Below are 25,676 nucleotides of genomic sequence, written 5' to 3' on the forward strand. Positions count from 1 at the left end.
CGACCGGGGCCGGTCGGCCGAGAGGACCGGGCCCCGCCCTCCGTGCGGGAAGGGCGGGGCCGGTGTGGGGGGCTGGGCCCCTCCTGCCCTATGGCGGGCGAGGAGGGCGTCAGCCCTTGACCTCGACCTGGGTCCAGGCCGGGTTGCCGAAGGAGTCGAACTTCACGTTCTGCACCTTGGTCGAGTAGCCCGAGTTGGTGCGGTAGTACCAGAGCGGGATGGCCGGCATGCCGCTCGGCAGCACGGCCTCGGCCTGCTGGTAGCCGGTCACCGTGTCGGCCACGCTGGGGGCCCCGTCGGCCTTGGTGGCCGCGTCGTCGAACTGCGGGTTGCTGTAGCCGAAGTCGTTGGAGGCCGCACCGGTGCGGTACACGTCGGACAGGAAGTTGGCGTTCAGCGGGTAGTCCTGCACCCAGCCGGTGCGGAAGGCGCCGTTGAGCTGGTGGCTGGTGATCGCCGCGCGGGCGGTCTTGAAGTCGGGCTTCGGGTCGCCCAGGCAGTCGACGCCGGTGTTCTGCCGGATCGAGTTGCAGACCGCGTCCACCCACTCCTTGTGGCCGCCGTCCGCGTTGTAGGTGATCAGCAGCTTGTTGCCGGGGACGCCGCCGCCGTCCTGGATCAGCTGCTTGGCCTTGGCCGGGTCGAACTTGCAGAAGTCGCCGCAGGCGCCGTCCTTGTAGCCCTCGACGCCCTCGGCGACCCAGGCGGTGGCCGGCTTGCGGGAGCCCTGCAGCACGGTCTTGGTGATGATGTCGCGGTCGATCGCCATCGACAGGCCCTGGCGCACCTTGGCCTTGTCCGGCGAGGACCAGTCGCCCTGGTAGAGCGTGAAGCCGATGTTCTGGATCGCGCCCTGCGGGGCGTCGACCGCCCGGTCGCCGAGGTCGTTCTTGTAGTTGGCCAGCGCGGACGGCGGCACCTGGTCCATCACGTCCAGGTTGCTGGACTGCAGGTCCGCGTAGGCGGCCTCGGACGTGGTGTACATCTTGAAGACCACGCCGCCGTTCTTCGGCTTGTCCACGCCCTGGTAGTCCGGGAAGGTCTTGGTGACCACCTCGGTGTTGTGCGACCAGCTGACGAACTGGTACGGGCCGTTGCCCACCGGCTTCTGCCCGTACCCGGCCGGGTCCTTGAAGAAGCCGTCCGGCAGCGGCGAGAAGGCGATGTAGCCGAGCTTGTACTCGAAGTACGAGACCTTGTGGCTCAGCTTGACCGTGAAGTGCAGGTCGTCCGTGACGGTCAGTCCGGACATCTTGTCCGTGGTGGGCTTCCCGCCGGCCGGGTGGACGTCCTGGTAGCCCTCGATGTCGGAGAACCAGGAGCTGTTGATCTGGTTGTTGGCCGGGTTGGCGCCCCAGTTCCAGGCGTCCACGAAGTTCTTGGCGTGCACCGGGGTGCCGTCGTGGAACTTCCAGCCGTCCTTCAGCGTGACGTTGAAGGTCTGCGAGTCGCTGGTTTCGATCTTGTCCGCGACCTGCATGCGGATCTTGGCGTTGCCGGGGTCGTAGTCCACCAGCCCCTTGAAGAGGTTCTGGATGATGCGACCGCCGCCGACCTCGTTCGCGTTGGCGGGCTGCAGCGGGTTCTGCGGCTCGCTGCTCTGGTAGCTGAAGGGCTTGCCGGCGTCCGACGAGCCACCGCCGCCTCCTCCGCCGCTGCTGCTGCACCCGGTGGCCACCAGGACCACGGACGTCGCAGCGGCGAGGACCAGGCGGGCGCGGGCGGCTACGGGCATGGAGGTCCCTCCTCAGGGGGTGTGTGTCGCATCACACCCCATGAGAAGCGCGCCCCGGCGACGGCGCGAGCCGGGTACACCCGGACGGGTGCGCGGACCCGCCGCGGAGTTGACGCGGCGCCGGTTCCCGGAAACGCCGGAAGGGCCCGTGGCGGGAAGCCACGGGCCCTTCCGGGTGCGTACGGGGCGTCAGGCCGCGGCCGACTCCCGGACCTCGGCGAAGTGGCAGGCCGACTCGTGCGCGGCCGGGCCCTCCAGCGTGGTCGGGATCGCCAGCAGCGGGATCTCCTCCGCGCAGCGGGCCTCCGCCTTCCAGCAGCGGGTGCGGAAGCGGCAGCCGGACGGCGGGTTGGCCGGCGAAGGGATGTCCCCGCTGAGGATGATCCGCTCGCGGGACTCGCGCGCCGTCGGGTCCGGCACCGGCACCGCGGACAGCAGCGCCTGGGTGTACGGGTGGGTGGCGTTGTCGTAGATCTGCTCGTCGGAGCCGATCTCGACCATCTTGCCCAGGTACATCACGCCGACGCGGTCGGAGATGTGCCGGACGATGGAGAGGTCGTGCGCGATGAACATGTACGACAGGCCGAACTCGCCCTGCAGCTGCTCCAGCAAGTTGATCACCTGCGCCTGGACGGACACGTCCAGGGCGGAGACCGGCTCGTCGCAGATGATGATCTCCGGCTTGAGCGCGAGGCCGCGGGCGATGCCGATGCGCTGGCGCTGGCCGCCGGAGAACTGGTGCGGGTACCGGTTGATGTACTCCGGGTTCAGACCCACGACGTCCAGCAGGTCCTGGACGGCCTTGCGGCGGTCGCCCTTGGGCGCCACCTCGGGGTGGATCTCGAACGGCTCCCCGATGATGTCGCCGACCGTCATGCGCGGGTTCAGCGAGGTGTACGGGTCCTGGAACACCATCTGGATGTTGCGGCGGACGGCCTTGAGCGCGCTGCCGGACAGCTGGGAGATGTCCTCGCCCTTGAACAGCACCTGGCCCGAGGTGGCCCGCTCCAGGTTCATCAGCACCTTGGCCAGCGTGGACTTGCCACAGCCGGACTCGCCGACGATGCCGAGGGTCTCACCCTTCTTCAGCTCGAAGGAGATGCCGTCGACGGCCTTGACGGCGCCGACCTGCTTCTTGAACAGGACGCCCTGGGTCAGCGGGTAGTGCTTGACCAGGTCCTTGACCTCCAGGATGTTCTCAGCCATGGAGGGTCTCCTTCCAGAGGTGGCACGCGCTGCGGCGGCCGGTGAGCTCCTTGCCGTCCTTGTCCGTCACGTGGTGCAGCTCCGGGATGTCCGTGCGGCACAGGTCGGTGGCGACATCGCAGCGGGGGTTGAACGCGCAGCCGGCCGGAACCTTCAGCAGGTTCGGGGGCAGGCCCTTGATCGCGTACAGCTCCTGGCCCTTCTGGTCCAGGCGCGGGATCGAGCGCAGCAGGCCCTTGGTGTACGGGTGCGCGGGGTTCGCGTACAGGTCGTGCACCGGGGCGGTCTCGACGATCCGGCCCGCGTACATCACGGCGATCTTGTCCGCGACGTCGGCGACCACACCGAGGTCGTGGGTGATCAGGATCAGGCCCATGTTGTACTCGGCCTGGAGCTCCGCCAGCAGGTCCATCACCTGGGCCTGGACGGTCACGTCCAGGGCGGTGGTGGGCTCGTCGGCGATGATCAGGTCGGGCTGCAGCGACAGCGCCATGGCGATCATGATGCGCTGGCGCATGCCGCCGGAGAACTGGTGCGGGTAGTCGTTGACCCGCTCCTTGGCGGCGGGGATGCGCACCCGGTCCATCAGCTCGATGGCCTTGGCCTTGGCCTCGGCCTTGGAGGCGCCCTGGTGCACCCGGAACATCTCGCCGAGCTGGTAGCCCACGCTGAGCACCGGGTTGAGGGAGGACAGCGCGTCCTGGAAGATCATCGCGATCTTCCGGCCACGGATCTTGCGCCGCTCCTCGTTGCTCATCTTGAGCATGTCCTGGCCGCGGTACAGGATCTCGCCCTGGGTCACCTTGCCCGGGGGCATGTCCAGGATGCCCATGATGGTCTGGGCCGTCACGGACTTGCCGGAGCCGGACTCGCCGAGCACGGCGAGGGTCTCGCCGGCCGCGACGGAGTAGTTGACGCCGTTCACGGCCTTGGCGACGCCGTCCCGGGTGTGGAACTCCACGTGGAGGTCCTTGACCTCCAGGAGCGGGGTTCCGACTTCGAGACGGTCGCTCTTCTGGTTGTTGTTCTCGATCACGGTGGTCATCGGGTCGTCACCTCTTCTCTCAGCGGAGCTTCGGGTCGAGGGCGTCGCGCACCGCGTCGCCGAGCATGATGAACGCGAGCACCGTGATGCTCAGCATTCCGGCCGGGAAGAACAGGGCGAACGGAGCCGTACGGATCACCTTCTGGGCCGAGTTGATGTCGATGCCCCAGGAGATGGTCGGGTCCTGCAGACCGATGCCGAGGAAGCTCAGCGTCGCCTCGGTGGCGATGTAGCCGCCGAGGGCGATGGTGGCGACCACGATCACCGGGGCGATCGCGTTCGGCAGGATGTGCTTGAACATGATCCGGCCGGTGCCGGCGCCGAGCGCCTTGGCGGCGGTCACGAAGTCGGACTGCTTGACCGTGATCACCGAGCCGCGCATGACACGGGTCATCTGGGTCCAGCCCAGGGCGACCAGGGCGAAGACCACGCTCCAGATGGTGCGCGAGGTGAAGGCGTTGAGGATCACCAGCGAGCCGAGCAGCAGCGGGATGCCGAAGAAGATGTCGGTGACCCGGGAGACGATCGTGTCGATCCAGCCGCCGAAGTAGCCGGCGACCATGCCGGCGATGCCGCCGAGGATGGTCACGCCGAGGGTGACGCAGATGCCGACCACGACCGAGGCACGGGCGCCGTAGATGGTGCGGGCGTAGATGCTGCGGCCCTGGAGGTCGTAACCGAACCAGTCCGCCTCGAAGAAGTGGCTGTAGTTCGGCTTCCCCAGGTAGTGCAGGCGCAGGTCGCCGGCCCGCGGGTCCACCGAGGTGAACAGGCCCGGGGCGATCGCGATGACGACCAGCAGCACGATGAGCAGCGCGGAGATCACGAAGATCGGCTTGCGGCGCAGGTCGTGCCACGCGTCGGAGCCGAGGCTGCGGGCCTTCTCGGGCTTGGCGGCTGCCGGGACGGCGGCCGGGGCCGGGGTCTCCTCGGCCATCTTGGTCAGATCAGGCATAACGGATCCTCGGGTCCAGGACCGCGTAAAGCAGGTCGACGATCAGGCCGGCGGCCAGGTACACGATCACGAGGAAGGCGACGAAGCCGGAGACGGTCGCGCCCTCCTTCATGTTGATCGCGTGGTACAGCGCGTTACCGACACCCTTGACGTTGAAGATGCCCTCGGTGACGATCGCGCCGCCCATCAGGGCTCCGAGGTCGGTGCCGAGGAAGGTGACCACCGGGATCATCGAGTTGCGCAGCAGGTGGGTGCCGATGACCTTCCGGCGCGGCAGGCCCTTGGCCACCGCGGTGCGGACGTAGTCGGCCTTGATGTTCTCGGCTATGGAGGTGCGGGTGAGACGCGCGACGTAGGCCAGCGACAGCGAACCGAGGACGAAGGCCGGCAGCACCAGCTGGGTGATGTCGTTCGAGTCCTGGACCGTCGGGGTGACCCACTTGAGGTTGTCCGCGAAGATCGTCTGGAAGATGAAGCCCAGAACCGGGACCGGGATCGAGATCAGCAGCAGGGTGAGGACCAGCGCGCCCTTGTCGAACGACTTGCCGCGACGCAGACCGGCGAACAGACCGATCGCGATGCCCAGCACGACCTCGATGCCGAACGCGAACAGCGCCAGCCGGACCGTGACCGGCAGCGCCTCGGTGATCTTGTCGATCACGGGCCGGCCGTCCAGCGCGGTGCCGAAGTCACCGGTGACCAGCTTCCCCATGTAGTCGAGGTACTGCTGGACCAGCGGCTTGTCGAATCCCTGCTGGTGCCTCAGGGCGGCGAGCTGGACCGGGTCCGGCGCCTTGTCGCCCCACATCGCCGCCACCGGGTCACCCGGCAGCGCGTGCACCATGAAAAAGATGAGTGCGGTCGTTCCGAGGAACACCGGGATCATCTGGAGCAGTCGCCTCGCGACAAAGCGCCCCATCGTGCCTCCATGTATGGCTCTGCCGGGCCCGTCAACCCGGCAAGAGATAAGTCGGCGTGCCAACGGCCGGTGCCAGTCCTCGCCCTCGTGGGGATGGGACGGGCACCGGCCGTTGTCACCGGGTCAGGCGGTGCCGACCGATTACTTCTTCTTGACCTCGACGTCGGTGTAGACCGGGTTGCCGAAGGAGTCGAACTTCACGTTCTGGACGTTGTTCGAGTAGCCCGAGTTGGTCTTGTAGTACCAGAGCGGAATGGCCGGCATGTCCTTGGCCAGGACGGCCTCGGCCTGCTGGTACAGGTCGGCGGTCTTCTCGACCGAGGTGGCCGCGTCGGCCGCGTGCGCCAGCTTGTCGAACTCGGGGCTGGAGTAGCCGGCGTCGTTCGCGGCGGCACCGGTGCCGTAGACGTCACGCAGGAAGTTGGCGTTCAGCGGGTAGTCCTGCACCCAGCCGGTCCGCATCATGCTCGGGACCTGCTTCTTCGTGATGATGTCACGAGAGGTCTTGAAGTCCGGCTTCGGGTCGCCGAGGCACTCGACGCCGGTGGCCTGGCGGATCGAGTTGCAGACCGCGTCCACCCACTCCTTGTGACCGCCGTCGGAGTTGTAGAGGATGGTGATCTTGTTGCCCGGAACGCCGCCGCCCTCCTGGACGAGCTGCTTGGCCTTGGCCGGGTCGTACTTGCACGCGTCGCCGCAGGTGCCGGCCTTGTAGCCCATGACGCCCGGCGCCACGAACGCGTCGGCGGGCTGACGGCTGTTGTTCAGCACGGTCTTGGTGATGGTGTCGCGGTCGATCGCCATCGACAGACCCTGGCGGACCTTGGCCTTGGCCGGGTCGTTCCAGTCCGTGTTGTACATCGCGAAGGAGATGTTCTGGATGGCGCCCTGCGACTGGTCGATCGCGCGCTTGCCCAGGTCGTCCTTGTACTTCGGCAGGTCGGTCGAGTCGACCTGGTCCAGCACGTCCAGCGTGTCGGACATCAGGTCCTTGTACGCGGCCTCGGACGAGGTGTAGTTGCGGAAGACGATTCCGCCGTTCTTCGCCTTGTTGCTGCCGGTGTACTTGTCGTAGGCCTTGAGCGTGATGGCCTTGTTGTGCTCCCACGAGACGAACTGGTAGGGGCCGTTGCCGACCGGCTTCTCGCCGTAGCCCTTCGGGTCCGCGAAGAACCCGGTGGGCAGCGGGTAGAAGGCCGAGTAGCCCAGCTTGTACGTGAAGTACGAGACGGGGGCGGTCAGTTCGATCGTGAAGTGGGTGTCGTCGACGACCTTGAGGCCGGACATCTCCTTGGCGGTCGGGTCGCCCTTGTCCGGGTGGACGGCGTCGTAGCCGGCGATGTCCGAGAACCAGTCGGAGTTGATCTGGTTGTTGGCCGGGTTGGCGGACCAGTTCCAGGAGTCCACGAAGGACTTGGCGGTGACCGGGGTGCCGTCGTGGAAGGTCCAGCCGGACTTCAGCGTGACGGTGTAGTTCTTGGCGTCGGTGGTCTCGATCTTGTCGGCCACCTGGTTGCGCAGGGCACCGGTCGCGGGGTCGTAGTCGACGAGGCCCATGAAGAGCTGCTTGACGATGCGGCCGCCCTGGTTCTCCATGGCGTTGGCCGGCTGCAGCGGGCGCTGCGGCTCACCGCTCTGGAAGCTGAACGTGCCCGCCGGGTCGGCCGCGGCGCTGTTCGAGCTCCCACCGGAGGAGTCGCTGCTGCCACCACTGCTACAAGCAGTCGCGGCGAGCGCGACAGCGACAGCTGCGACAACCCACTTGGCCTGGCTCACACCACGCATCGGTGTGCCTCCTGAATTCGACGTTACGACGAGGAAGGCACCACGGAACGGTTGTCACCGGGCCCGCAATGCCGTCCGCGCTCGTGGTTTCGGCGCGCACCCCTGCGCGTTAACCCTTGACCCGAGCCTGACTGGCTCCACTATCCGTCACGCACGGACACGAAAGTGACCAGTGACGATCTCAATTAGGTCACATGAACAGTCGGTAAGTTTCGAAAACCGGACATTTGAGACATAGCCAGACAGGCACCAAACGGACAGTCGTCACGGATGACGAACTGTCACGTTCGCTCAGCGGACACCCGGGTGTGATGAGCGCTATTCCGTTAATAGCGGCTCCGACAACTTGGAGTAGTTGAAAAAGTTCGCCCCCCTCTCCATCGGAAAGGGGGGCGAAGCATTCCGGCCAAAGGCCGATCAAGCCGTCCGGATCACGCCTTCTTGGCGCGCGAGGCAGTGCGTCCGCGGTCCTTCTGGTCCAGGACGACCTTACGGATGCGAACCGTCTCCGGGGTCACCTCGATGCACTCGTCCTCGCGGCAGAACTCCAGCGACTGCTCCAGCGAGAGCTTGCGCGGCGGGACGATCGACTCGGCCACATCGGCGGTCGAGGACCGCATGTTGGTGAGCTTCTTCTCCTTGGTGATGTTCACGTCCATGTCGTCGGAGCGCGAGTTCTCGCCGACGATCATGCCCTCGTACACCTCGGTGCCCGGCTCGACGAACAGCACGCCGCGCTCCTGCAGGTTGGTCATCGCGAAGGCGGTGACCACACCGGCCCGGTCGGCGACCAGCGAGCCGTTGTTGCGGGTGGTCAGGTTGCCGAACCACGGCTCGTGGCCCTCGTGGATCGAGTGGGCGATGCCGGTGCCGCGGGTGTTGGTGAGGAACTCGGTGCGGAAGCCGATCAGGCCGCGGGACGGCACGACGAACTCCATCCGGACCCAGCCCGAGCCGTGGTTGGACATGTTGTCCATCCGGCCCTTGCGGACGCCCATGAGCTGGGTGACGGCACCCATGTGCTCCTCCGGCACGTCCACCGTGAGGCGCTCGACCGGCTCGTGGACCTTGCCGTTGACCTCCTTGGTGACCACCTGCGGCTTGCCGACGGTCAGCTCGAAGCCCTCGCGGCGCATGGTCTCGATCAGGATGGCCAGCGCCAGCTCACCGCGGCCCTGCACCTCCCAGGCGTCCGGGCGCTCGGTGTCCAGCACGCGCAGCGACACGTTACCGATCAGCTCGCGGTCCAGGCGGTCCTTCACCTGGCGGGCGGTGACCTTGCGGTCCACCTTGGCGCCGGACTTGGCGTCCGCGCCCTTGCCGCTGCCGCCGCGGCCGACCAGCGGGGAGGTGTTGGTGCCGATGGTCATCGAGATGGCCGGCTCGTCCACCGTGATCAGCGGCAGGGCGATCGGGTTCTCCGGGTCGGCCAGGGTCTCGCCGATCATGATGTCGGAGATGCCGGCGACGGCGCAGATGTCACCGGGGCCCGCCACCTCGGCCGGCTTGCGGGTGAGCGCCTCGGTCATCAGCAGCTCGGAGATGCGGACGTTCTGGATCGAGCCGTCACGCCTGATCCAGGCCACGGTCTGGCCCTTGCGCAGCTCGCCCTGCTCGACGCGCAGCAGCGCGATGCGGCCGAGGAAGTTGTCGGCGTCCAGGTTGGTGACGTGGGCCTGGAGCGGCGCCTCCTCGTCGTAGCTGGGGGCCGGGACGTGCTCCAGCAGGGTGGAGAAGAACGGCTCCAGGTTGGTGCTGTCCGCGGGAACGGTGCCGTTCTCCGGCTTGGTCAGCGAGGCGACGCCGTCACGGGCGCAGGCGTAGACGATCGGGAACTCGATCTGGTCCTCGTCCGCGTCCAGGTCCAGGAACAGGTCGTAGGTCTCGTTGATGACCTCGTCGATCCGGGAGTCCGGACGGTCCGTCTTGTTGATGCACAGGATGACGGGCAGCCGGGCGCTGAGCGCCTTGCGCAGCACGAAGCGGGTCTGCGGCAGCGGGCCCTCGGAGGCGTCGACCAGCAGGACGACCGCGTCCACCATCGACAGACCGCGCTCGACCTCGCCACCGAAGTCGGCGTGGCCCGGGGTGTCGATGATGTTGATCGTGATCGGCGCGCCACCGTCCTTCGGGTGGTACTTGACCGCGGTGTTCTTCGCGAGAATGGTGATGCCCTTCTCGCGCTCCAGGTCGTTCGAGTCCATCATGCGGTCGTCGAGCTGCTGGTGGGCGGCGAAGGCGCCGGCCTGCTTCAGCATGGCGTCGACCAGCGTGGTCTTGCCGTGGTCGACGTGGGCGACGATGGCGACGTTACGGATGTCGTTGCGCGTGGGCATGCCTAGCGGATTCTCCCGGAATCGTGGGTTACGGCGGGCCCGGCCGCGAGACGCGCATCCGCGGCCCTCGGCCGCCGTCACTCGTTCCGCCTGCTACTACCGGTCCACCCGCCGGGCATCTGGACATGCCTCGGCTTTTCCCTATGGTACGGGGAAGCGCCCAAGGGGGCAGAAACGAGCAGGTCGGGCGGGACCAAGATCACAGGTGGGTCACACCCGCGGCAGGCCGCTGTCCCTCACCTGTCGCCCGGAAGGAGGCCCGGGCGGCACTCGCCCGGGCCCGCGCGCAGTGCGCCGGCTAGCGCGTCCAGCCCAGGTCCTGGAAGCGCGGCCATCCGAACCCGAACGCCCCGGCCCCGGCGACTCCGGTCCGGACGGCGACCAGCTCGGGCCGCTGGTAGAGCGGAACGGAGTGGCCGAGCTGCCAGATCCGTACGTCCGCCTCCTGGAGCAGGTCCAGCCGGGCGGCCGGGTCGAGTTCGGCGGCCGCCCGGTCGAACAGCCGGTCGATCTCCTCGGTGCCGCTGCGCCCGTAGTTGCCGTCGGAGGCGAGCGCGCCGTCGGCGTCCGGCCGGGGCTTGGCGTACGCGGCGCGCTGTTCGGCGGCCGGGCTGGGGCCGGCCGGCCAGGAGAAGAGCGCCAGGTCGTAGTCCCCGACGGCCAGGTGGGCCTGGACGAAGGACTCGGCGGGCACGGTCTGCGGCTTCACCGCGATGCCGGACTCGGCGAGCTCCGCGGTGAGCGCGTCGGCGGTGCGCTGGGCCGTCGCCGAGCCGGCCGGGAGGAGCAGGGTGAGGGCGAGCTCCTTGCCGTCCTTGGTCCGGGTGCCGCCGTCCAGCCGCTTCCAGCCGGCCCGGTCCAGCAGCTGCCCGGCGTCGGCCGGTCCGGCCGCGCCGCTGTCGTCGCGGTAGCCCTCCTGGTCCCCGGCGAGCAGGTGGCTGCCGAGCGGGGCGCCGGGCAGCCCGAGCGGGCCGAGCGCGGCCTCGGCGATCCGCCGCCGGTCGACCGCCCGGCCGACCGCCCGCCGGACCTCCGGGTCGGTGAGCGGGCTCCGCCCGGCGTTGAGGGTGAGCTGGGTGAGCGAGGCGGCGGCCGCCCGGTGCACGGTGATCCCGGGCAGCGACTCGGCCCGCCGCAGGGCGAGTTCGGCCGCGGCGGCGGGCGGCGCGGCGGGATGGGCGGCGGACTGGGCAGTGGGTGACGCGCCGCCCGCCGAGGCACTGGCCGTGGGTGCGGGCGTCACCGCCCGGTCGACCGCCGCGGTGAGCGCCGCGACGTCCAGCCGGCCCTGGTCCAGCGCGTCCAGCCGACGCTCGGGCGGTGTGGCCAGGAAGTCGATCCGGTCGGTCTTGGGGAAGTCCCCCCACCAGAGCGGGTTGCGTTCCAGGGTGACCCGCCCGCCCTCGGCGTCGTACCCGGTGAGGGCGTACGGCCCGGCGCTCAGGTGGCCGGTGCCGGTCAGCGCCCGGTTGAAGGCGGTCGCCCCGCCCGTCTCGGCGGCCGGGTAGAGCGGCCCGAACAGCGCGCGCCACTCGCCGTACGGCCGCCGGAAGGTCACCTTGACCTCGTGCGGGTCGGCGCCCTGGGTGATCGCGTCCACGGCGTCGTAGCCCGCCGCCCGGGTGCCCTGGTAGGCCGGGTCCAGCCCGGACAGGGCGGCCCGCTGGGCGGCCAGGTCGGCGGCCGACAGCGGGGTGCCGTCGCTCCAGACGGCGTGCGGGTTCAGCCGGTAGGTGACCACCTGGGGCTGCTGCCCGGGCGGGGTGGACTCCGCGTCGACCAGGTAGTCCGGGTCGGGGACGAGCCGGCCGTGCTCGTCGGGCCGGAACAGCGAGGGGTACAGCGCGTGCGCGAGCAGCGCCGAGTCGGCGTTCGCCGCGCGCTGGTAGACGTTGAGCGTGGCCGGGACGCCGTCCAGCGCCCAGCGCAGTGTGCCGCCGTCCTGGACGTCGTCCCGGTCCACCGGCCGGACGTCGCCGGTGCCGGCGGTGGGGGCGGCCGGGGCCGGGGCGGGCTCGGGGCCGCGGGCCGGGTCCGGGTCGTCGGAACAGCCGCCGAGACCGGCGGCGAGCAGCAGCGCGACGGCTGCGGCGGTGAGCTGGCGGACGCGCATGGCGGCCATCGAACGCCGCCCGCCCACCCCGCGCCCCGCCGACACGGCGGGCCGCCGGGCTAGTGCACCCGTACGGCCCAGGCCCCGGTCGCGGCTACAGGCCGAGCTCGAACCAGACGATCTTGCCCTTGGGCGTGCGCCGGCTGCCCCAGCGCTCCGCCAGCAGACTGACCAGCTGCAGGCCGCGCCCGCCCTCGTCGGTCTCCTGGGCGCGCCGCTGCCGGGGCTGGGCGTAGCCGTCGTCCCAGACCTCGCAGACCATGCTGCGCTCGCGCAGCAGCCGCAGCCGGATCTCGCCCCGCCCGTGCTTGAGCGCGTTCGTGACCAGCTCGCTGACCAGCAGCTCGGTGGTGTCGACCAGCTCCTCCAGGCCCCGGGAGAGCAGCCAGCTGCAGGCCAGCTCGCGGGCCTTGGCGACGGAGGTGGGCTCGGGCGGCAGGAACCAGTTGCCGACGGCGTCCTCGGGGAAGGCGTGCACCTTGGCCATCAGCAGCGCGATGTCGTCCTCGCCGTGGTGCGGGTCGAGCTCGCCGAGGACGTGGTCGCAGAGGTCCTCCAGGCCCTTGCCCCGGTCGGCGAGCGCGGCCCGGAAGGCGCGCAGGCCCTCGTCCAGCTGGTGCTTGCGGCTCTCCACCAGGCCGTCGGTGTAGAGGCCGAGCACGGCGCCGTCCGGGAGGGTCAGCTCGACCTCCTCGAAGGGCTCCCCGCCGACGCCGAGCGGCAGGCCGGGCGGCACGTCGAGCATCCGGGCGGGCTCGCCCGGGCTGAGCAGGACGGGCGGCAGGTGGCCGGCGTTGGCGAAGACGCAGCGGCGGGTGACGGCGTCGTAGACGGCGTAGACGCAGGTGGCGAGGTAGACCTCGCGGGCCTCCTCGTCGGCCGTCGAGGTGAGCCGGCCGTACGGGGTGGGCGGGCCGACCGGGACGGAGTCGTCGCCGAGGCCGCGGGCGATCTCGTCCAGCGCGCCGAGCACCTCGGCCGGGTCCAGGTCGAGCATCGCCAGGGTCCGTACCGCGGTGCGCAGCTGGCCCATGGCGACGGCGGCGCGCAGACCGCGGCCCATCACGTCGCCGATGACCAGCGCGGTGCGGTTGCCGGGCAGCGGGATGACGTCGAACCAGTCGCCGCCGACCTCGGTGTTGTTGTTGCTGGGCAGGTAGCGGCAGGCGATCTCCAGACCGCTGGCCGCCGGGTTGCCCGGGGGCAGCAGGCTGCGCTGGAGGATCAGCGCCCGCTCGTGCTCGCGGCGGTAGAGCCGGGCGTTGTCGATGCAGACGGCGGCCCGGGCGACGAGTTCCTCGGCGATGGCCACGTCGCGGGCGTCGAAGGGCTCGCTGCCGATCGCCCGGGAGAGCTGGACCAGGCCGAGCACCTGGTCGCGGGCGACCAGCGGGACGATCAGGGTGGAGCGCAGCAGCGGGTCGCGGCCGGGCTCGGGGACGACACTGCGGCCGGTGCGCAGCGCCCGGGCGTGCGGGGAGCGGCGGGGGTAACAGAGGGTGCCGCCGGCCTCGGCGATGGGCAGGCCGGTGACCGAGCCGAGCACCGAGGAGGCGCCGCCGATCACGCTGGAGACGGCGACCCGGCGCAGTTCCCCGCTGCCGTCGGTGAGCACGGTGTCGCCGAGCCGGCCGGCGCTGGGGACGGTCTCGCCGGAGAGCAGCGCGGTGTACAGGTCGACGGTGGCGAGGTCGCAGAACGGCGGGACGACGACGTCGAGGAGTTCCTTGGCGGTGGTCTCCAGGTCGAGGGTGGAGCCGATGTGGGCGCTGGCCTCGTTGAGCAGGGCGAGGTTGCGGCGCACGCCGTCGGCCTCGCGCTCGGCGACGTGCCGGCTGGTGACGTCGGAGACCTGGCCGGCCACGCCCATCGGCTGTCCGGCCGTGCCGTTGAGCCGGTACAGCGAGACGGCCCACAGCCGGTTGCCCTCACGGGTCGGCACGACGCCGTGGAAGCGCAGGTCGAAGACGGGTTCGCCGGTGGCGAGGACCTTGCGCAGGGCGGCGCTGAGCCGGTCGGCCTCGGAGGACGGGAAGAGGTCGTGCGGGGTGAGGCCCTCCAGGTCGGTGGGGACGAGGCCCATGCCGGAGGCGAAGGCGTCGTTGACCCGCTGGAGCCGCAGCCGGTCGTCGAAGAGCACGAAGCCGGTGGGCGTCTGGCCGAAGACGGCCTCGGAGGCGGCGAGGTCGGTCTCGATCCGGCGCAGTCGGCCGAGGTCGACGGCCAGGCAGGTGGCGCCCGCGGTGGGCAGTGCGCTGTCGGGCATCAGGTAGAGCTCGGCGAGGCCCTCGCCGCCGCCGGCGTCCCGGTAGGGGGTGGTGCCGACCCACTCCTCACCGGCCAGGGTGCGCTCCAGCCGGGTGCGGCCGCGCTGCCAGAGCTCCCGGGGGACGAAGGTGGTGATCGGGTCGGCGCCGACGGCCTCGACGGCGGGGACGCCGAAGAACTCGGCGGCCCGCTCGCTCCACTGGCTGATCCGCCCGTCGGGGCCGATCGCGAAGGTGGCGACCCGGATGTAGTCGTAGATCGAGCCCGGGTCGCCGGCACCCCACGGCCTGGCCGCGGCGTCCGGGTGGGCGCCGCGGACCGTCCCCGCGGGCCCGGTGCCCGGCGGGGCCGCCGCTGCGGGCAGGTGCGGGGAACCGGCCTGCCCGGGTACAGCGGCATGACCGCTGCTGCTCGGCGCGTTCCGCGCCGGAGTGCTGTTCAACGGACCGACCCCTCCAACCCGCGACCGTCCGGATGTCGAGAAGACCGAGTATTCATCATCGAGGGGTGCGTTCACACGCCCTCAACATCACAACATCAGATCGGGCGAAGGTTTTTGTCCTACCGCCCGCGCAACCACAATGCCACGCCCGCGCCCCCTGCCGGAGCGCGCGCTCCCCCGGAGCGCCCGTTGGCATATGCAGCACGGTCCTCCTGCGGCTCTACTCGCGTCGCTACTCGCCAGCGTCATTACCCGACAGCGACAGCTCGAACCAGACGACCTTGCCGATCCCCTCGGCCCGGGCGCCCCAGTGCAGCGCCAGCCGGTGGACCAGCTCCAGTCCCCGGCCGCCCTCGTCGGCCTCGGCCGCGTGGCGCTCCCGGGGCGGGTCCGGCAGCGGGTCGGAGATCTCGACCAGCAGCGTCTCGCCGAGGGTCAGCCGGACCCCGATCGGGGCGCTGGCGTACCGGACGGCGTTCGTGACCAGCTCGCTGACCAGCAGCTCGGCGGTGTCGGTGAGTTCTTCGACGCCCCACTCGGCGAGCGTGCCGCGGACCAGCCGGCGGGCCCGGGAGACGGCGGTGGGCTCGGCCGGCAGCGTCCAGCCGGCCGTCGGGGTGCCGGCCTGGCCGTGCCCGAGCCGGGCCAGCAGCAGGGCGACGTCGTCCGGCTCGCGGCCCTGCTCCATGGTGTCGAGCACCGCCTCGCAGGCGGCCTGGATCGAGGCGTGCGGCTCCTGGAGCACGGTGATCAGCCGGCCGAGGCCGACGTCGAGGTCCTTGTCCCGGGACTCCACCAGCCCGTCGGTGCACAGCGCGAGCAGGCTGCCCTCGGGGATCTTCAGTTCGACGGATTCGAACGGAACTCCGCCCACGCCGAGCGGGGCGCCGGAGGGCAGGTCGAGGATCCGGCCGGCGCCGCCGGGCAGCGGGCCGCCGGTACGGGTCGGCTCCCCGGTCTCCTCGCCCGGCACCACCAGCACCGGCGGGATGTGCCCGGCCTTGGCCACCGTCAGCTTCGCCGTGCCCGGGTCGAAGACCGCGTAGACGCAGGTGGCGAGCAGCGCCTCGTCCGGGCCCTGGGCGAGGTCGTCGGCCAGCTCGTGGACGTGCCGCAGCAGGACGTCCGGCGGCAGGTCGAGGGCGGCCAGCACCCGGACGGCGGTGCGCAGCCGGCCCATGGTGGCGGCGGCCCGCAGGCCGTGGCCCATCACGTCGCCGACCACCAGCGCGGTGCGGTCGCCGGGCAGCGGGATGACGTCGAACCAGTCGCCGCCGACCTCGGTGCCGCTGCTGCCGGGCACGTACCGGTAGGCGACCTCCACGCCGGTGGGCTGCGGGACCTGCTGCGGGAGCAGGGTGCGCTGGAGGGTGAGCGCGGCGGTGCGCTCGCGGGCGTACAGCCGGGCGTTGTCCAGCGAGCTGCCGGCCCGGTCGGCGAGTTCGACGGTGAAGGCGAGGTCGTCGCGGTCGAAGCCCTCGCGGTAGCCGGCCCGGCTGACCAGCAGCAGGCCGATCACGATGCCGCGGGCGCGCAGCGGGACGACCAGCATCGAGTGCACGCCCAGGTCGTGGGCGGCCTGCATCTTGGGGTCGCCGGGGTAGGTGACGTCCTCCAGCTGGTCGGCGCCGGAGAGCAGCTCGGGCACGCCGGTGCGCAGCACCCGGCCGCAGGCGGAGTCCTCGGCGAAGGTGATCCGGGCGCCGCGCCGGAGCATCACCTCGACCTCGGGGCCGTCCTGGACGGAGGCGGTGCCGAGCTGGAGCAGCGAGGTGCGCCGGTCGTGGCCGTGCCGGGGCAGGTCGTCGCCGTGGGCGACGGCCTGGAGCAGGATCACCGCGGAGTGGTCGGTGAGCCGGGGGACGACGGAGCTGGCGAGTTCCTGGGCGATCCGGGCGGCGTCCAGCAGGTCGCCGACCCGGGAGCCGAACTCGTTGAGCAGCGAGAGCCGACGCCGGGCGTGCTCGACCTTGGCCACCGCCCGGTAACGCTCCGTCACGTCCATCACGGTGCCGGAGATGCCGAGCACCCGGCCGGAGCGGTCGGTCATCCGGCTGTAGGAGATCGAGCGGTAGCCGGGCCGGGTGGTGACCGGGGAGGCGAGGGTGACGTCGATGACCGGCTCGCCGGTGGCCAGCACCTGGCGCTGGATCGCGGTGATCTCGTCGGCGGCCCGCTCGGGCAGGGTCTCGCCGGTGGTGCGGCCGACGTGGTCCTCCAGGGCGACGCCGTTCATCTCGGCCAGGGTCTGGTTGACGGCGGTGTAGCGCAGGTCGCCGTCCAGGATGGCGATGCCCAGCGGGGACTGCTCGAACAGCGCGTCGCGCACGGCGAGGTCCCGCTCGACGGCCCGGACGGCGGCCGCCTCGGCCAGGTTGACCTGGAGGAACGGGGTGCCGTCGCCGTCCACCAGGAGGGAGATCCGGGCGTCCACGGCGACCGGCAGGCCGTCCCGGTCGCGCAGCTCGGCGTTCCCGGCCCAGCGGCCGTTGCGCAGGGTGTCCTGGACCGCGGCCCGGATCCGGGCGACCTGCTCCTGGTCCGGGATCAGCTCGTCGATCCGGCGGCCGACCAGCAGCTCGCTCGGCCAGCCGAGCAGTTCCTCGGCGGCCGGGCTCCACAGCACCACCCGGCCCGAGGTGTCCAGGATCGCGATGGCGACCCTGAGCATGTCCAGCAGGCTGCCCTCGGGCGGCGCGGCGAGCCCGGGCCCGGCGTCGGCCGGGCCGCCGGGGAAGGGCCGGCCGGGGCGGCTGCGCAGCCCGGCCTGGACGCCGGACGCGGGGGTGGCCAGGGTCGGCGCCGGCTGGACGGGCTGTGCGGACCCGGGATCGGCGGGGCCGCCGCGCCGGCGGCCGGACGCCGGCTGCGGGGCGGCCGCCGGGGCGGCGCGGCGCAGCCGGGCGCGGGCGGCGGCGCCTCCCGCGGTGCCTGTCCGCCGCGCTCCCCCGCCGCCGTTCCCGGTAGTCGACACCGACGGGGCCTCCGGCTCTGGTCGGGATCGGCGGCGCCGGCTGGGGCGGCTCACCGATGGTGACGAATAGTGCCGAAAAGTGACATACCCAGCAGGACCCAGGCTATCCCGGTCGGCGGGTCGTCTTGTCCGATTGACCTATCCGGCGGCTTGCGCGTCGTCCGCCGGCGCGAGCAGCCCGGCGACGTGCGGCAGCACCTCGCGGTCGTGCTCGATCCAGTCCACCGAGTCCAGCTCCGCCGCGCCCAGCCAGCGCAGCTCGTCGTGGTCCGCCAGCGGGCTCGGCTCACCGGCCAGCAGTTCGGCGGCCCAGAAGCGCAGCTCAAGCCCCGGGCGCACGGTCCACGCGCCGGGCAGCCGCCGCAGCGCCCGCGCCCGTACGCCCAGTTCCTCCAGCAGTTCGCGCTCCAGCGCCTGCGCCTCGGTCTCCCCGGGCTCGGCCTTGCCGCCGGGGAACTCCCAGCGGCCGGCCACCGGGGCGGGCGCGCTGCGCCGGGCGGCGAGCACCCGGCCGTCGCGGACCAGCGCGCCGCCGACGACGATCCGCGGCGGGGTGGCATCGGGGGTCCGGGCGGTCTGTTCCATGCCGCGACCCTACGGGGCGGGGTCGGCGGACTCGGACTCGACCCAGTACAGCTGTTTGTGGCCGCGCGCCTCGAACTCGGCGGCCAGGCGTCGCGCCTCGGCCTCGGCCAGGCCCTTGGCGACCAGGAAGCGGTTGCCGTTGTCGTCCTGTCGCATCACCCGGAAGGTGCCCATGCGCGGAGCGTACCGGGCGGCCCGCCGACCTCGGGTGCCCGGCCGGTGTCCCCGGCCGGCGTGGGGGTCGGGCCGGGGACACCAGGTCACCGTAGGGGCCGTACGCTACCGGCAGGTACGGTCGGTGTTAACGCTGCGTAACCGACCCAGGGGCTCAGACCGGGGTCGAGGACGGGCTCAGGCCCGGAGGTCGGGCACCTGCTCGCCGGTGGACAGGCCGAGCGAGCGCCGGATCTCCACGCTGATCGGTACCGTCTTGGCGTTCAGCGCCCGGGCCCGGCGCAGGTCGCCCGACACGTCGTCACCGGAGGCCGCCGCGTCCCAGGCGGTGGCCGCCTGGGTCTGGGTCGCGGCCAGCTTGTCGACCTTCGGCTGGATGTCGGTCGGCCACTCGGCGGTCGGCTTGGCCAGCGCGGCGGCCTCGGCCCGGGAGGCGGCGGCCATCCGCCGGGCCCAGGACCGGTACTCGGCCTCGGCGACGGCCACGTCCTTCTTCGGCTCGTCCGCGGAGACCGCGCCGAAGCCCCGGACGGCGTCCAGGTAGGCCAGCTGGACCGAGGTCAGGGTGCGGCGGTCGGTGCGGACCGTCCCCAGGTGCTGGTCGTCGCGGTCCTCGAAGGCGCAGGTGACGAACCGTTCGCCGGCCGCCCAGTTGCCCGCGCTCGGGTAGAGGTACACGTCGTCCATGCCGTCCGGGACGGCCCACTGGTCCAGCGCGTAGTCGTCGAGCACCGTGCGGCACAACGTGGTGGCGCGCTCCCGGACGACGGTCGCACCCGGGTACGGGCCACTGCCGTCGGGGATCCTGGCGGTGCCGGCCACCTCGCCGTGGTGCGGGTCCGAACAGGCCACCCGGCGCACCCAGTAGACCGTCTCGTCGCCGTTCTCGTCCGTCCTCCCGACCGGATCGGGCGAGTTGTAGCAGTCCCCGGCCTTCAGCGCGGACCAGCGGACGGATCCGGCCGGCTTCTGGGCGTACCCGCCGCGCCCGTCCCGCGCGGGGCCGAAGTTCCCGGCGCCGAGCGCGAGCGACAGCAGCAGCGTGCCCGCCACACCCAGCACCAGACCGGTCACCGCCATGCCGCGGCCGCGCTGCCCACGGCGGTTGATCTGGACCAGCGCGACGATCCCGAACACCAGGGCCACCGGTGAGAGCAGGCTCAGGCCGGTCGCCAGGGAGCCGACGGCGAAGCCGTTGGTGCGCGGCTCCGGCTGCGGGTGGTACGGGGGGAGGTACTGGGCGTGCTGGGCGTGCTGGGCGTACGGCGGGGGCTGGTTCGGGTCCGGGGACGGGTGGCCGGGCCGGAGTCCGGACTCGCCGGAGGGCGCCACCGAGGCCCAGCCGCCGGCGGGCAGCGGCGGGGGCGGCGGCTGGGGCGGGGCCTGCACGGAGGCCGGGGCCACCTGCGCGGGCCCGTCGGCCGGCGGGGCCCAGGGGTCGGCGGGCTCCTGCGGCTCCTCCGGCTCCGGGTCCTCGGCCTTCAGGCCGTCGGCCTGCGGCGTCTCGGGCCGGAAGTCCCCGGCCGTCGCGGCCGCGGCGTCCGGCTCCTTGCGGAAGTCCACCCGCGGGTCCGGCCCCGGAGCGGCGAGCAGCTCGGACTCAGGCTTGGACACGTGGACTCCCCCGGCCCGCCGGGGCGGGCCTCGACTCGGTGTTTCGGCTTCGACACCGCCGCCGGGCCGGACGGGCCCGATGCGAACGGTCGCGCGACTTTACCCGATCTTTCCGAACGCCCGCCCCGGCGTGAGCGCCCGCGCCCGCCCCGGGGTGAGCGCCCCCACCGCCCGCTCAGACCTGGGCCAGGATCTCGCCGTGGATCATGGAGAACCACCCGTCCTCGGCGGCGCTCCACTCCCGCCAGCCGTCCGCGATCCGCTCCAGCTCGGCCCGGTCCGCGAAGCCCCGTTCCACCGCCGTCCGGCCGAAGGCCGTACCGGTCACCCGGTCCGCCCACATCCCGCCCCACCAGGCGCGCCGCTCGGGCGTCGCGAAGGTCCAGGTGCCCGCGCCGACGGTGACGTCGGTGAGGCCGGCCGCGCGGGCCCAGGACAGCAGCCGGCGCCCGGCGTCCGGCTCGCCGCCGTTGGCGCGGGCGGTCCGCCGGTACAGCTCCAGCCAGCGGTCCAGCGCGGGCGCCTCCGGGTACCAGGTCATCGAGGCGTAGTCGACGTCCCGGGCCGCGACCACCCCGCCGGGCGCCGTCACCCGTCGCATCTCGCGCAGCGCGGCCACCGGGTCGGCCAGGTGCTGCAGCACCTGGTGGGCGTGCACCACGTCGAACTCACCGTCCCGGTGCGGCAGCCGGTGCACGTCCGCGAGCTCGAACACCACGTTGGACAGGCCGCGCCCGGCGACGTACCCGGCGGCCTGCTCCAGCACCTCCGCGGAGGTGTCCACGGCCACCACCCGGCCGCCGGGGCCGACCAGCTCGGCCAGGTCCGCGGTGATCGTGCCGGGGCCGCAGCCGACGTCCAGCAACGCCTGCCCGGGCCGCAGCCGGCCCAGCAGGTAGGCGGCCGAGTCGGCCGCGGTGCGGGAGCGGTGCGAGCGCAGCACGGCCTCCTGGTGGCCGTGGGTGTAGGCGGCGGCGGGCTGTGATCCGGACATGGGTCCCCCTCGGGCGTGGTCGGTCTTCCGTTTCCGCGGTGCCCCCGACGCTACGCCTCGTCCCGTATGTCGAGAAGAACCGTCTCACCTGTCGACCGATGGTCGGTCCGGCCGCACCCCGCCGCCGTACCGTGGAGGCGCCCCGACCGAACCGCCCCGACCGAATCGCCCCGTCCCACCGAACTGCCCCACCGAACCGCCCCGACAGAACGGCCCCGCCCATGCCCGGCTCCGGCCAGCGCCCCTTCGTCCTGCTGAGCGCCGCCGTGTCGCTCGACGGCCACCTCGACGACGCCTCCCCCGACCGCCTGCTGCTCTCCAACGCCGCCGACTTCGACCGGGTCGACGAGGAGCGGGCGGCGGCCGACGCGGTCCTGGTCGGCGGCAACACCCTGCGCGCCGACAACCCGCGGCTGCTGGTCAACGACCCCGCGCGGCGGGCCGCCCGGCTGGCGGCCGGCCGGTCCGAGTACCCGCTGAAGGTGACGCTCAGCGCGAGCGGCGCGCTCGACGCCGGGCTGCGGTTCTGGCACACCGGCGGCGCGAAGCTCGCCTACACCACCGAGGAGGGGGCGACCGTGCTGCGGCCCCGGCTCGACGGACTGGCCGAGGTGGTCGCCCTCGGCGGCTCGGTGGACCTCGGCGCGGTGCTGGACGACCTGGGTGCCCGCGGGGTGCGCCGCCTGATGGTCGAGGGCGGCGGCGGGGTGCACACCCAGTTCCTCGCGCAGGGGCTGGCGGACGAGCTCCAGCTGGCCGTCGCCCCGCTGCTGGTCGGCCAGGCCGAGGCGCCGAGGTTCGTCCGCCCGGCCGGGTTCCCGGGCGGCCCGGGCCGTCGGATGCGGCTGCTGGAGGCACGTACGGTGGGCGATGTCGTCCTGCTCAGGTACGCCCCGAAGGAGCCCGCGCCGTGAACCGCCCCGCGACGAACCACCCCGCGACCGCCGACCTCGACCACCTGCGCCGGGCCGTCGAACTGTCCCGCCGCTGCCCGCCCTCCGGAACGGCCTTCTCGGTCGGGGCGGTGGTCGTCGGCGCCGACGGCGAGGTGCTGGCCGAGGGCTTCAGCCGGGAGACGGACGCGCACGACCACGCCGAGGAGGCGGCCCTGGCCAAGCTCCCGGCGGGCGACCCCCGACTGCGCGGGGCGACCGTCTACAGCAGCCTGGAGCCCTGCGGTCAGCGCGCCTCGCGGCCGGTGCCCTGCGCCCGGCTGCTCATCGCGGCGGGTGTGCCGCGGGTGGTGGTGGCCTGGCGCGAGCCGGACCTGTTCGTCACGGACTGCCAGGGCACGGCGCTGCTGGAGGCGGCCGGGGTCGAGGTGGTGGAGCTGGCGGAGCTGGCGGAGGAGGCCCGGGCGGTCAACGCCCACCTGCTCGGATGATCTTTTGTATCATTTAGAAACAAAGGGCTCGTCTTCGTCGACGCCGCCGCCATTCTCCCTCCCAGGAGCCGCCCCGTGCCCGCCACCCCCGTCCGGTTCACCGCCCGCGCCCTCCTCCTCGACATGGACGGCACCCTGGTCAACTCCGACGCCGTGGTCGAGCGCTGCTGGAGCCGCTGGGCCGAGCGGCACGGCCTCGACCCGGTCGCGGCACTCTCCGTCGTCCACGGCCGCCAGGGCCACGCCACCATGGCCGTACTGCTCCCGGACCGCCCGGTCGAGGTCAACCTCGCGGAGAACGAGCAGATGCTCGCGGAGGAGCGCGCCAACGTCGAGGGCGTCGTCCAGGTCCCCGGCGCCGACGCCTTCCTCGCCTCGCTGGCCGGCCTGCCGCACGCCCTGGTCACCTCCGCCGACCTGCCGCTCGCCCGGATCCGGATGGACGCCGCCGGTCTCGCGATGCCGCCCGTCCTGGTCACCGCCGAGTCCGTCGGCGCCAGCAAGCCCGACCCCGAGGGCTTCCTGAAGGGTGCCGCCGCCCTCGGCTTCGCCCCCGCGGACTGCCTCGCCTTCGAGGACTCCGGCGCCGGCATCGCCGCCGCCCGCGCGGCCGGCATGCGCGTCATCGGCATCGGCCCCCGCGCCGCCGCCCACCACCCCGACGCCCTCGCCCCCACCCTCGAAGCCGTCACCGTCACCACCGCCCCGGACGGCACCCTCACCCTCACCGTCCGCGCCTGACCGGAAACGCCGCAGGGGCCGGACTCCGCGAGGAAGTCCGGCCCCTGGCACGGGAGTTGGGCGGTCCGGTCAGACGTTGAAGCGGAACTCCACGACGTCGCCGTCCTGCATGACGTACTCCTTGCCCTCGATGCGGGCCTTGCCCTTGGCGCGGGCCTCGGCGGTGGAGCCGGCCTCGACCAGGTCGGCGAAGGCGATCACCTCGGCCTTGATGAAGCCCTTCTGGAAGTCGGTGTGGATGACTCCGGCGGCCTCGGGAGCGGTGGCGCCCTTCTTGATGGTCCAGGCGCGGGTTTCCTTGGGGCCGGCCGTGAGGTAGGTCTGCAGGCCCAGGGTGTCGAAGCCGACGCGGGCGAGGGTGGCGAGGCCGGGCTCCTCCTGGCCCATGGACTGGAGGAGTTCGAGGGCCTCGGCGTCGTCGAGCTCGATCAGCTCGGACTCGATCTTGGCGTTGAGGAAGATCGCCTCGGCCGGGGCGACCAGCTCGCGCTGGGCGTTCTTGAACTCCTCGTCGGCCAGCTCGTCCTCGTCCACGTTGAAGACGTAGAGGAAGGGCTTGGCCGTCAGCAGGTGCAGCTCGCGGATCGGGGTGGTGTCGAAGCCCGCCTCGAAGAGGGTCTTGCCGGTCTCCAGGATCGCCTGCGCGGCCTCGGCTGCCGCCAGCACGGGGGCGGTCTCCTTCTTCAGGCGCGCCTCCTTCTGGAGCCGCGGCAGGACCTTCTCGATGGTCTGGAGGTCGGCCAGGATCAGCTCGGTGTGGATGGTCTCGATGTCGTCCTTGGGCGACACCTTGCCGTCCACGTGCACCACGTCCGGGTCGGTGAAGGCGCGCACGACCTGGCAGATCGCGTCCGACTCGCGGATGTTGGCGAGGAACTTGTTGCCCAGGCCCTCGCCCTCGCTGGCGCCGCGCACGATGCCGGCGATGTCGACGAAGTCGACCGTGGCCGGGAGGATGCGCTGCGAGCCGAAGATCTCGGCGAGCTTGGCCAGCCGCTCGTCCGGGACGCCGACGACGCCGACGTTCGGCTCGATGGTGGCGAACGGGTAGTTGGCCGCCAGCACGTCGTTCTTGGTCAGGGCGTTGAACAGGGTCGACTTGCCGACGTTCGGCAGGCCGACGATTCCGATCGTGAGCGACATGAAGCGCAGTCCCGTGGGCTTGGAGGAGTTGGGTCGGCACCGTACGGGCCGACCCCCAAGTCTACGGGCAGCTCCTCCGCTCCCTCACGCCTCGGTCGGGGCCGGCAGCGGCTCCAGGAACTCCAGCCGGTTGCCCAGCTTGTCGGCGGAGTAGAAGCGGCGGTGGCCGGGGTGGTTGTCGTCCCAGATCACCTCGTGGCCGTGCGCGGTGAGCCGCTCGGCCAGGGCGTCCAGCGAGCGCACCAGGATGCCGGGGTGCCCCTTGCGGGCCGGCCGGAAGTCCGGGGTGACACCGAGGTGCACCTCGACGCCCCCGCCGCGGAACCAGCAGCCGCCGCGCGCCGCCAGCACCGGCGGCTTCCGGAGTTCGGTCATGCCGAGCACGCCGGACCAGAAGGCCCGGCACTCGTCCTCGGCGCCGGCCGGGATGTCGAGCTGGAAGTGGTCGAGGCGTTCGAAGGTGAAGTCGGCGGTCATGCCAGTCCCCCTGCGGTCATCGGATGATCATCGCGTCGACTCGGTCGCGCAGGTCAGCGCCCCGAGCGGCGATCACAGGAGTACGCCATCCGGTGACACGGGACAAGCCCTGAACGGTCCATTACACAGTGTGGCGATGATCGGACCGTACGTTGGGCGGGTGGAGCAGAGCATCCGTACCCAGCCGCCAGGGCCCAGACGCCGTCCGCCGAACCGCGCGGCCCCGGCCGCCGTCCCCGGTCCCGGCCGGGCTCCCGAGACCGGCCGGAGCCCCGGCACGCCCCCCACCCGGCTGCGCCCGGTGGCCGACCGGCCCGCGGCGGCGCGCCCGTCCGACCGGCACCGGCTGCGGGTGTACGGGCGGCGGCGGAGCGGCCGGCCGACCCGGCTGACCGCGATCGGCGCCGGCGTGGCCGCGGTGCTGGCCACGCTGGCGGTGGCGGGCCTGGACCGGCTGCTCTTCGGCGACCTCGGCTGGCTGTTCGGCCTCGGCTACCTGGTGGTCTGTTTCCAGCTGGCCGTCCGGGTCCGCTACGCCGACCTGCTGGCCGCCCCGATCAGCGGGCCGATCGCCTTCGCGCTGGCCCTGCTGGTGCTCGCGCCGGTCGGTTCCTCGGGCATCACCGCCGAGCTGGTGGGGCTGGCGACCGGGCTGGCGATGCGGGCCGGCTGGCTGTTCTCCGGCACCGGGCTGGCGGCGCTGATCGTGCTCGCCCGCTTCGTCGCCCAGCGCCGGATCCACCGCTCCCGCTGACCCCCCGGGCCTCCCGGGCCTCCCGGACGGCC

At 72.2% G+C, this 25,676-nt stretch carries 18 protein-coding genes and 1 pseudogene; 3 read left to right on the top strand and 16 right to left on the bottom strand.

The window, feature by feature from the left end; genetic code table 11:
* Positions 1-109 precede the first annotated feature (109 nt).
* From ACZ6Z8_RS09505 to ACZ6Z8_RS09570, 14 genes are all read right to left on the bottom strand, one after another.
* Entirely contained in the window at positions 110-1,735 is a 1,626-nt protein-coding gene (locus ACZ6Z8_RS09505) for a peptide ABC transporter substrate-binding protein (RefSeq protein ID WP_465607857.1), read from the bottom strand.
* Between the two features lie 189 nt (positions 1,736-1,924).
* On the bottom strand, positions 1,925-2,941 hold the full coding sequence (locus ACZ6Z8_RS09510; RefSeq protein WP_465607858.1) for an ABC transporter ATP-binding protein: 1,017 nt from the start codon (positions 2,939-2,941) through the stop codon (positions 1,925-1,927).
* Positions 2,934-3,986 (bottom strand): ABC transporter ATP-binding protein, encoded by a 1,053-nt coding sequence (locus tag ACZ6Z8_RS09515; RefSeq protein ID WP_465607860.1) that lies wholly within the window; start codon positions 3,984-3,986, stop codon positions 2,934-2,936. The genes ACZ6Z8_RS09510 and ACZ6Z8_RS09515 overlap by 8 nt, the downstream gene beginning before the upstream one ends.
* Before the next feature lie 19 nt (positions 3,987-4,005).
* Complete coding sequence (locus ACZ6Z8_RS09520; RefSeq protein WP_465607862.1) at positions 4,006-4,941, bottom strand: ABC transporter permease; 936 nt, start codon at positions 4,939-4,941, stop codon at positions 4,006-4,008.
* On the bottom strand, positions 4,934-5,860 hold the full coding sequence (locus ACZ6Z8_RS09525) for an ABC transporter permease (RefSeq protein WP_465607864.1): 927 nt from the start codon (positions 5,858-5,860) through the stop codon (positions 4,934-4,936). The genes ACZ6Z8_RS09520 and ACZ6Z8_RS09525 overlap by 8 nt, the downstream gene beginning before the upstream one ends.
* A 141-nt stretch (positions 5,861-6,001) precedes the next feature.
* The gene (locus ACZ6Z8_RS09530; RefSeq protein WP_465607866.1) at positions 6,002-7,645 is read right to left on the bottom strand and encodes a peptide ABC transporter substrate-binding protein; all 1,644 of its coding nucleotides are present in this window, start codon (positions 7,643-7,645) and stop codon (positions 6,002-6,004) included.
* Between the two features lie 431 nt (positions 7,646-8,076).
* Positions 8,077-9,981: a translational GTPase TypA gene (gene typA / locus ACZ6Z8_RS09535; protein ID WP_465607867.1), complete on the bottom strand. Its 1,905-nt coding sequence runs from the start codon at positions 9,979-9,981 to the stop codon at positions 8,077-8,079.
* 298 nt (positions 9,982-10,279) lie between these two features.
* Positions 10,280-12,094, bottom strand: coding sequence for an ABC transporter family substrate-binding protein (locus tag ACZ6Z8_RS09540; RefSeq protein ID WP_465607869.1), 1,815 nt, complete (start codon positions 12,092-12,094; stop codon positions 10,280-10,282).
* A gap of 94 nt (positions 12,095-12,188) precedes the next feature.
* Positions 12,189-14,804 (bottom strand): SpoIIE family protein phosphatase, encoded by a 2,616-nt coding sequence (locus ACZ6Z8_RS09545; RefSeq protein WP_465607871.1) that lies wholly within the window; start codon positions 14,802-14,804, stop codon positions 12,189-12,191.
* A 232-nt stretch (positions 14,805-15,036) separates the two neighbouring features.
* Positions 15,037-17,778, bottom strand: coding sequence for a SpoIIE family protein phosphatase (locus ACZ6Z8_RS09550; RefSeq protein WP_465607873.1), 2,742 nt, complete (start codon positions 17,776-17,778; stop codon positions 15,037-15,039).
* A 138-nt stretch (positions 17,779-17,916) separates the two neighbouring features.
* Positions 17,917-18,363, bottom strand: coding sequence for an NUDIX domain-containing protein (locus tag ACZ6Z8_RS09555; RefSeq protein ID WP_402812237.1), 447 nt, complete (start codon positions 18,361-18,363; stop codon positions 17,917-17,919).
* 9 nt (positions 18,364-18,372) lie between these two features.
* Entirely contained in the window at positions 18,373-18,537 is a 165-nt protein-coding gene (locus tag ACZ6Z8_RS09560) for an SPOR domain-containing protein (protein ID WP_402812235.1), read from the bottom strand.
* A 177-nt stretch (positions 18,538-18,714) separates the two neighbouring features.
* The gene (locus ACZ6Z8_RS09565) at positions 18,715-20,151 is read right to left on the bottom strand and encodes a DUF4190 domain-containing protein (protein WP_465607875.1); all 1,437 of its coding nucleotides are present in this window, start codon (positions 20,149-20,151) and stop codon (positions 18,715-18,717) included.
* Positions 20,152-20,326: 175 nt separating this feature from the next.
* Positions 20,327-21,145, bottom strand: coding sequence for a methyltransferase domain-containing protein (locus tag ACZ6Z8_RS09570; RefSeq protein ID WP_465607877.1), 819 nt, complete (start codon positions 21,143-21,145; stop codon positions 20,327-20,329).
* 221 nt (positions 21,146-21,366) lie between these two features.
* Between ACZ6Z8_RS09570 and ACZ6Z8_RS09575 the strand changes: the two are divergent.
* Positions 21,367-22,529, top strand: a pseudogene (locus ACZ6Z8_RS09575) (dihydrofolate reductase family protein).
* A 123-nt stretch (positions 22,530-22,652) separates the two neighbouring features.
* Positions 22,653-23,270 (top strand): HAD-IA family hydrolase, encoded by a 618-nt coding sequence (locus ACZ6Z8_RS09580; protein ID WP_465608428.1) that lies wholly within the window; start codon positions 22,653-22,655, stop codon positions 23,268-23,270.
* Between the two features lie 69 nt (positions 23,271-23,339).
* Here the strand turns inward: ACZ6Z8_RS09580 and ychF are convergent, their stop codons facing one another.
* Together ychF and ACZ6Z8_RS09590 are read right to left on the bottom strand one after the other, a co-directional pair.
* On the bottom strand, positions 23,340-24,413 hold the full coding sequence (ychF, locus tag ACZ6Z8_RS09585; RefSeq protein WP_465607879.1) for a redox-regulated ATPase YchF: 1,074 nt from the start codon (positions 24,411-24,413) through the stop codon (positions 23,340-23,342).
* A gap of 84 nt (positions 24,414-24,497) precedes the next feature.
* Positions 24,498-24,890, bottom strand: a complete 393-nt coding sequence (locus ACZ6Z8_RS09590) for a VOC family protein (protein WP_465607881.1) — start codon at positions 24,888-24,890, stop codon at positions 24,498-24,500.
* 160 nt (positions 24,891-25,050) lie between these two features.
* Here ACZ6Z8_RS09590 and ACZ6Z8_RS09595 point away from each other — a divergent pair, with 160 nt between their 5' ends.
* On the top strand, positions 25,051-25,644 hold the full coding sequence (locus ACZ6Z8_RS09595) for a DUF6542 domain-containing protein (RefSeq protein ID WP_465607883.1): 594 nt from the start codon (positions 25,051-25,053) through the stop codon (positions 25,642-25,644).
* The last annotated feature ends 32 nt before the right edge of the window (positions 25,645-25,676 follow it).

The organism is Kitasatospora sp. NPDC101108, from assembly GCF_055584725.1.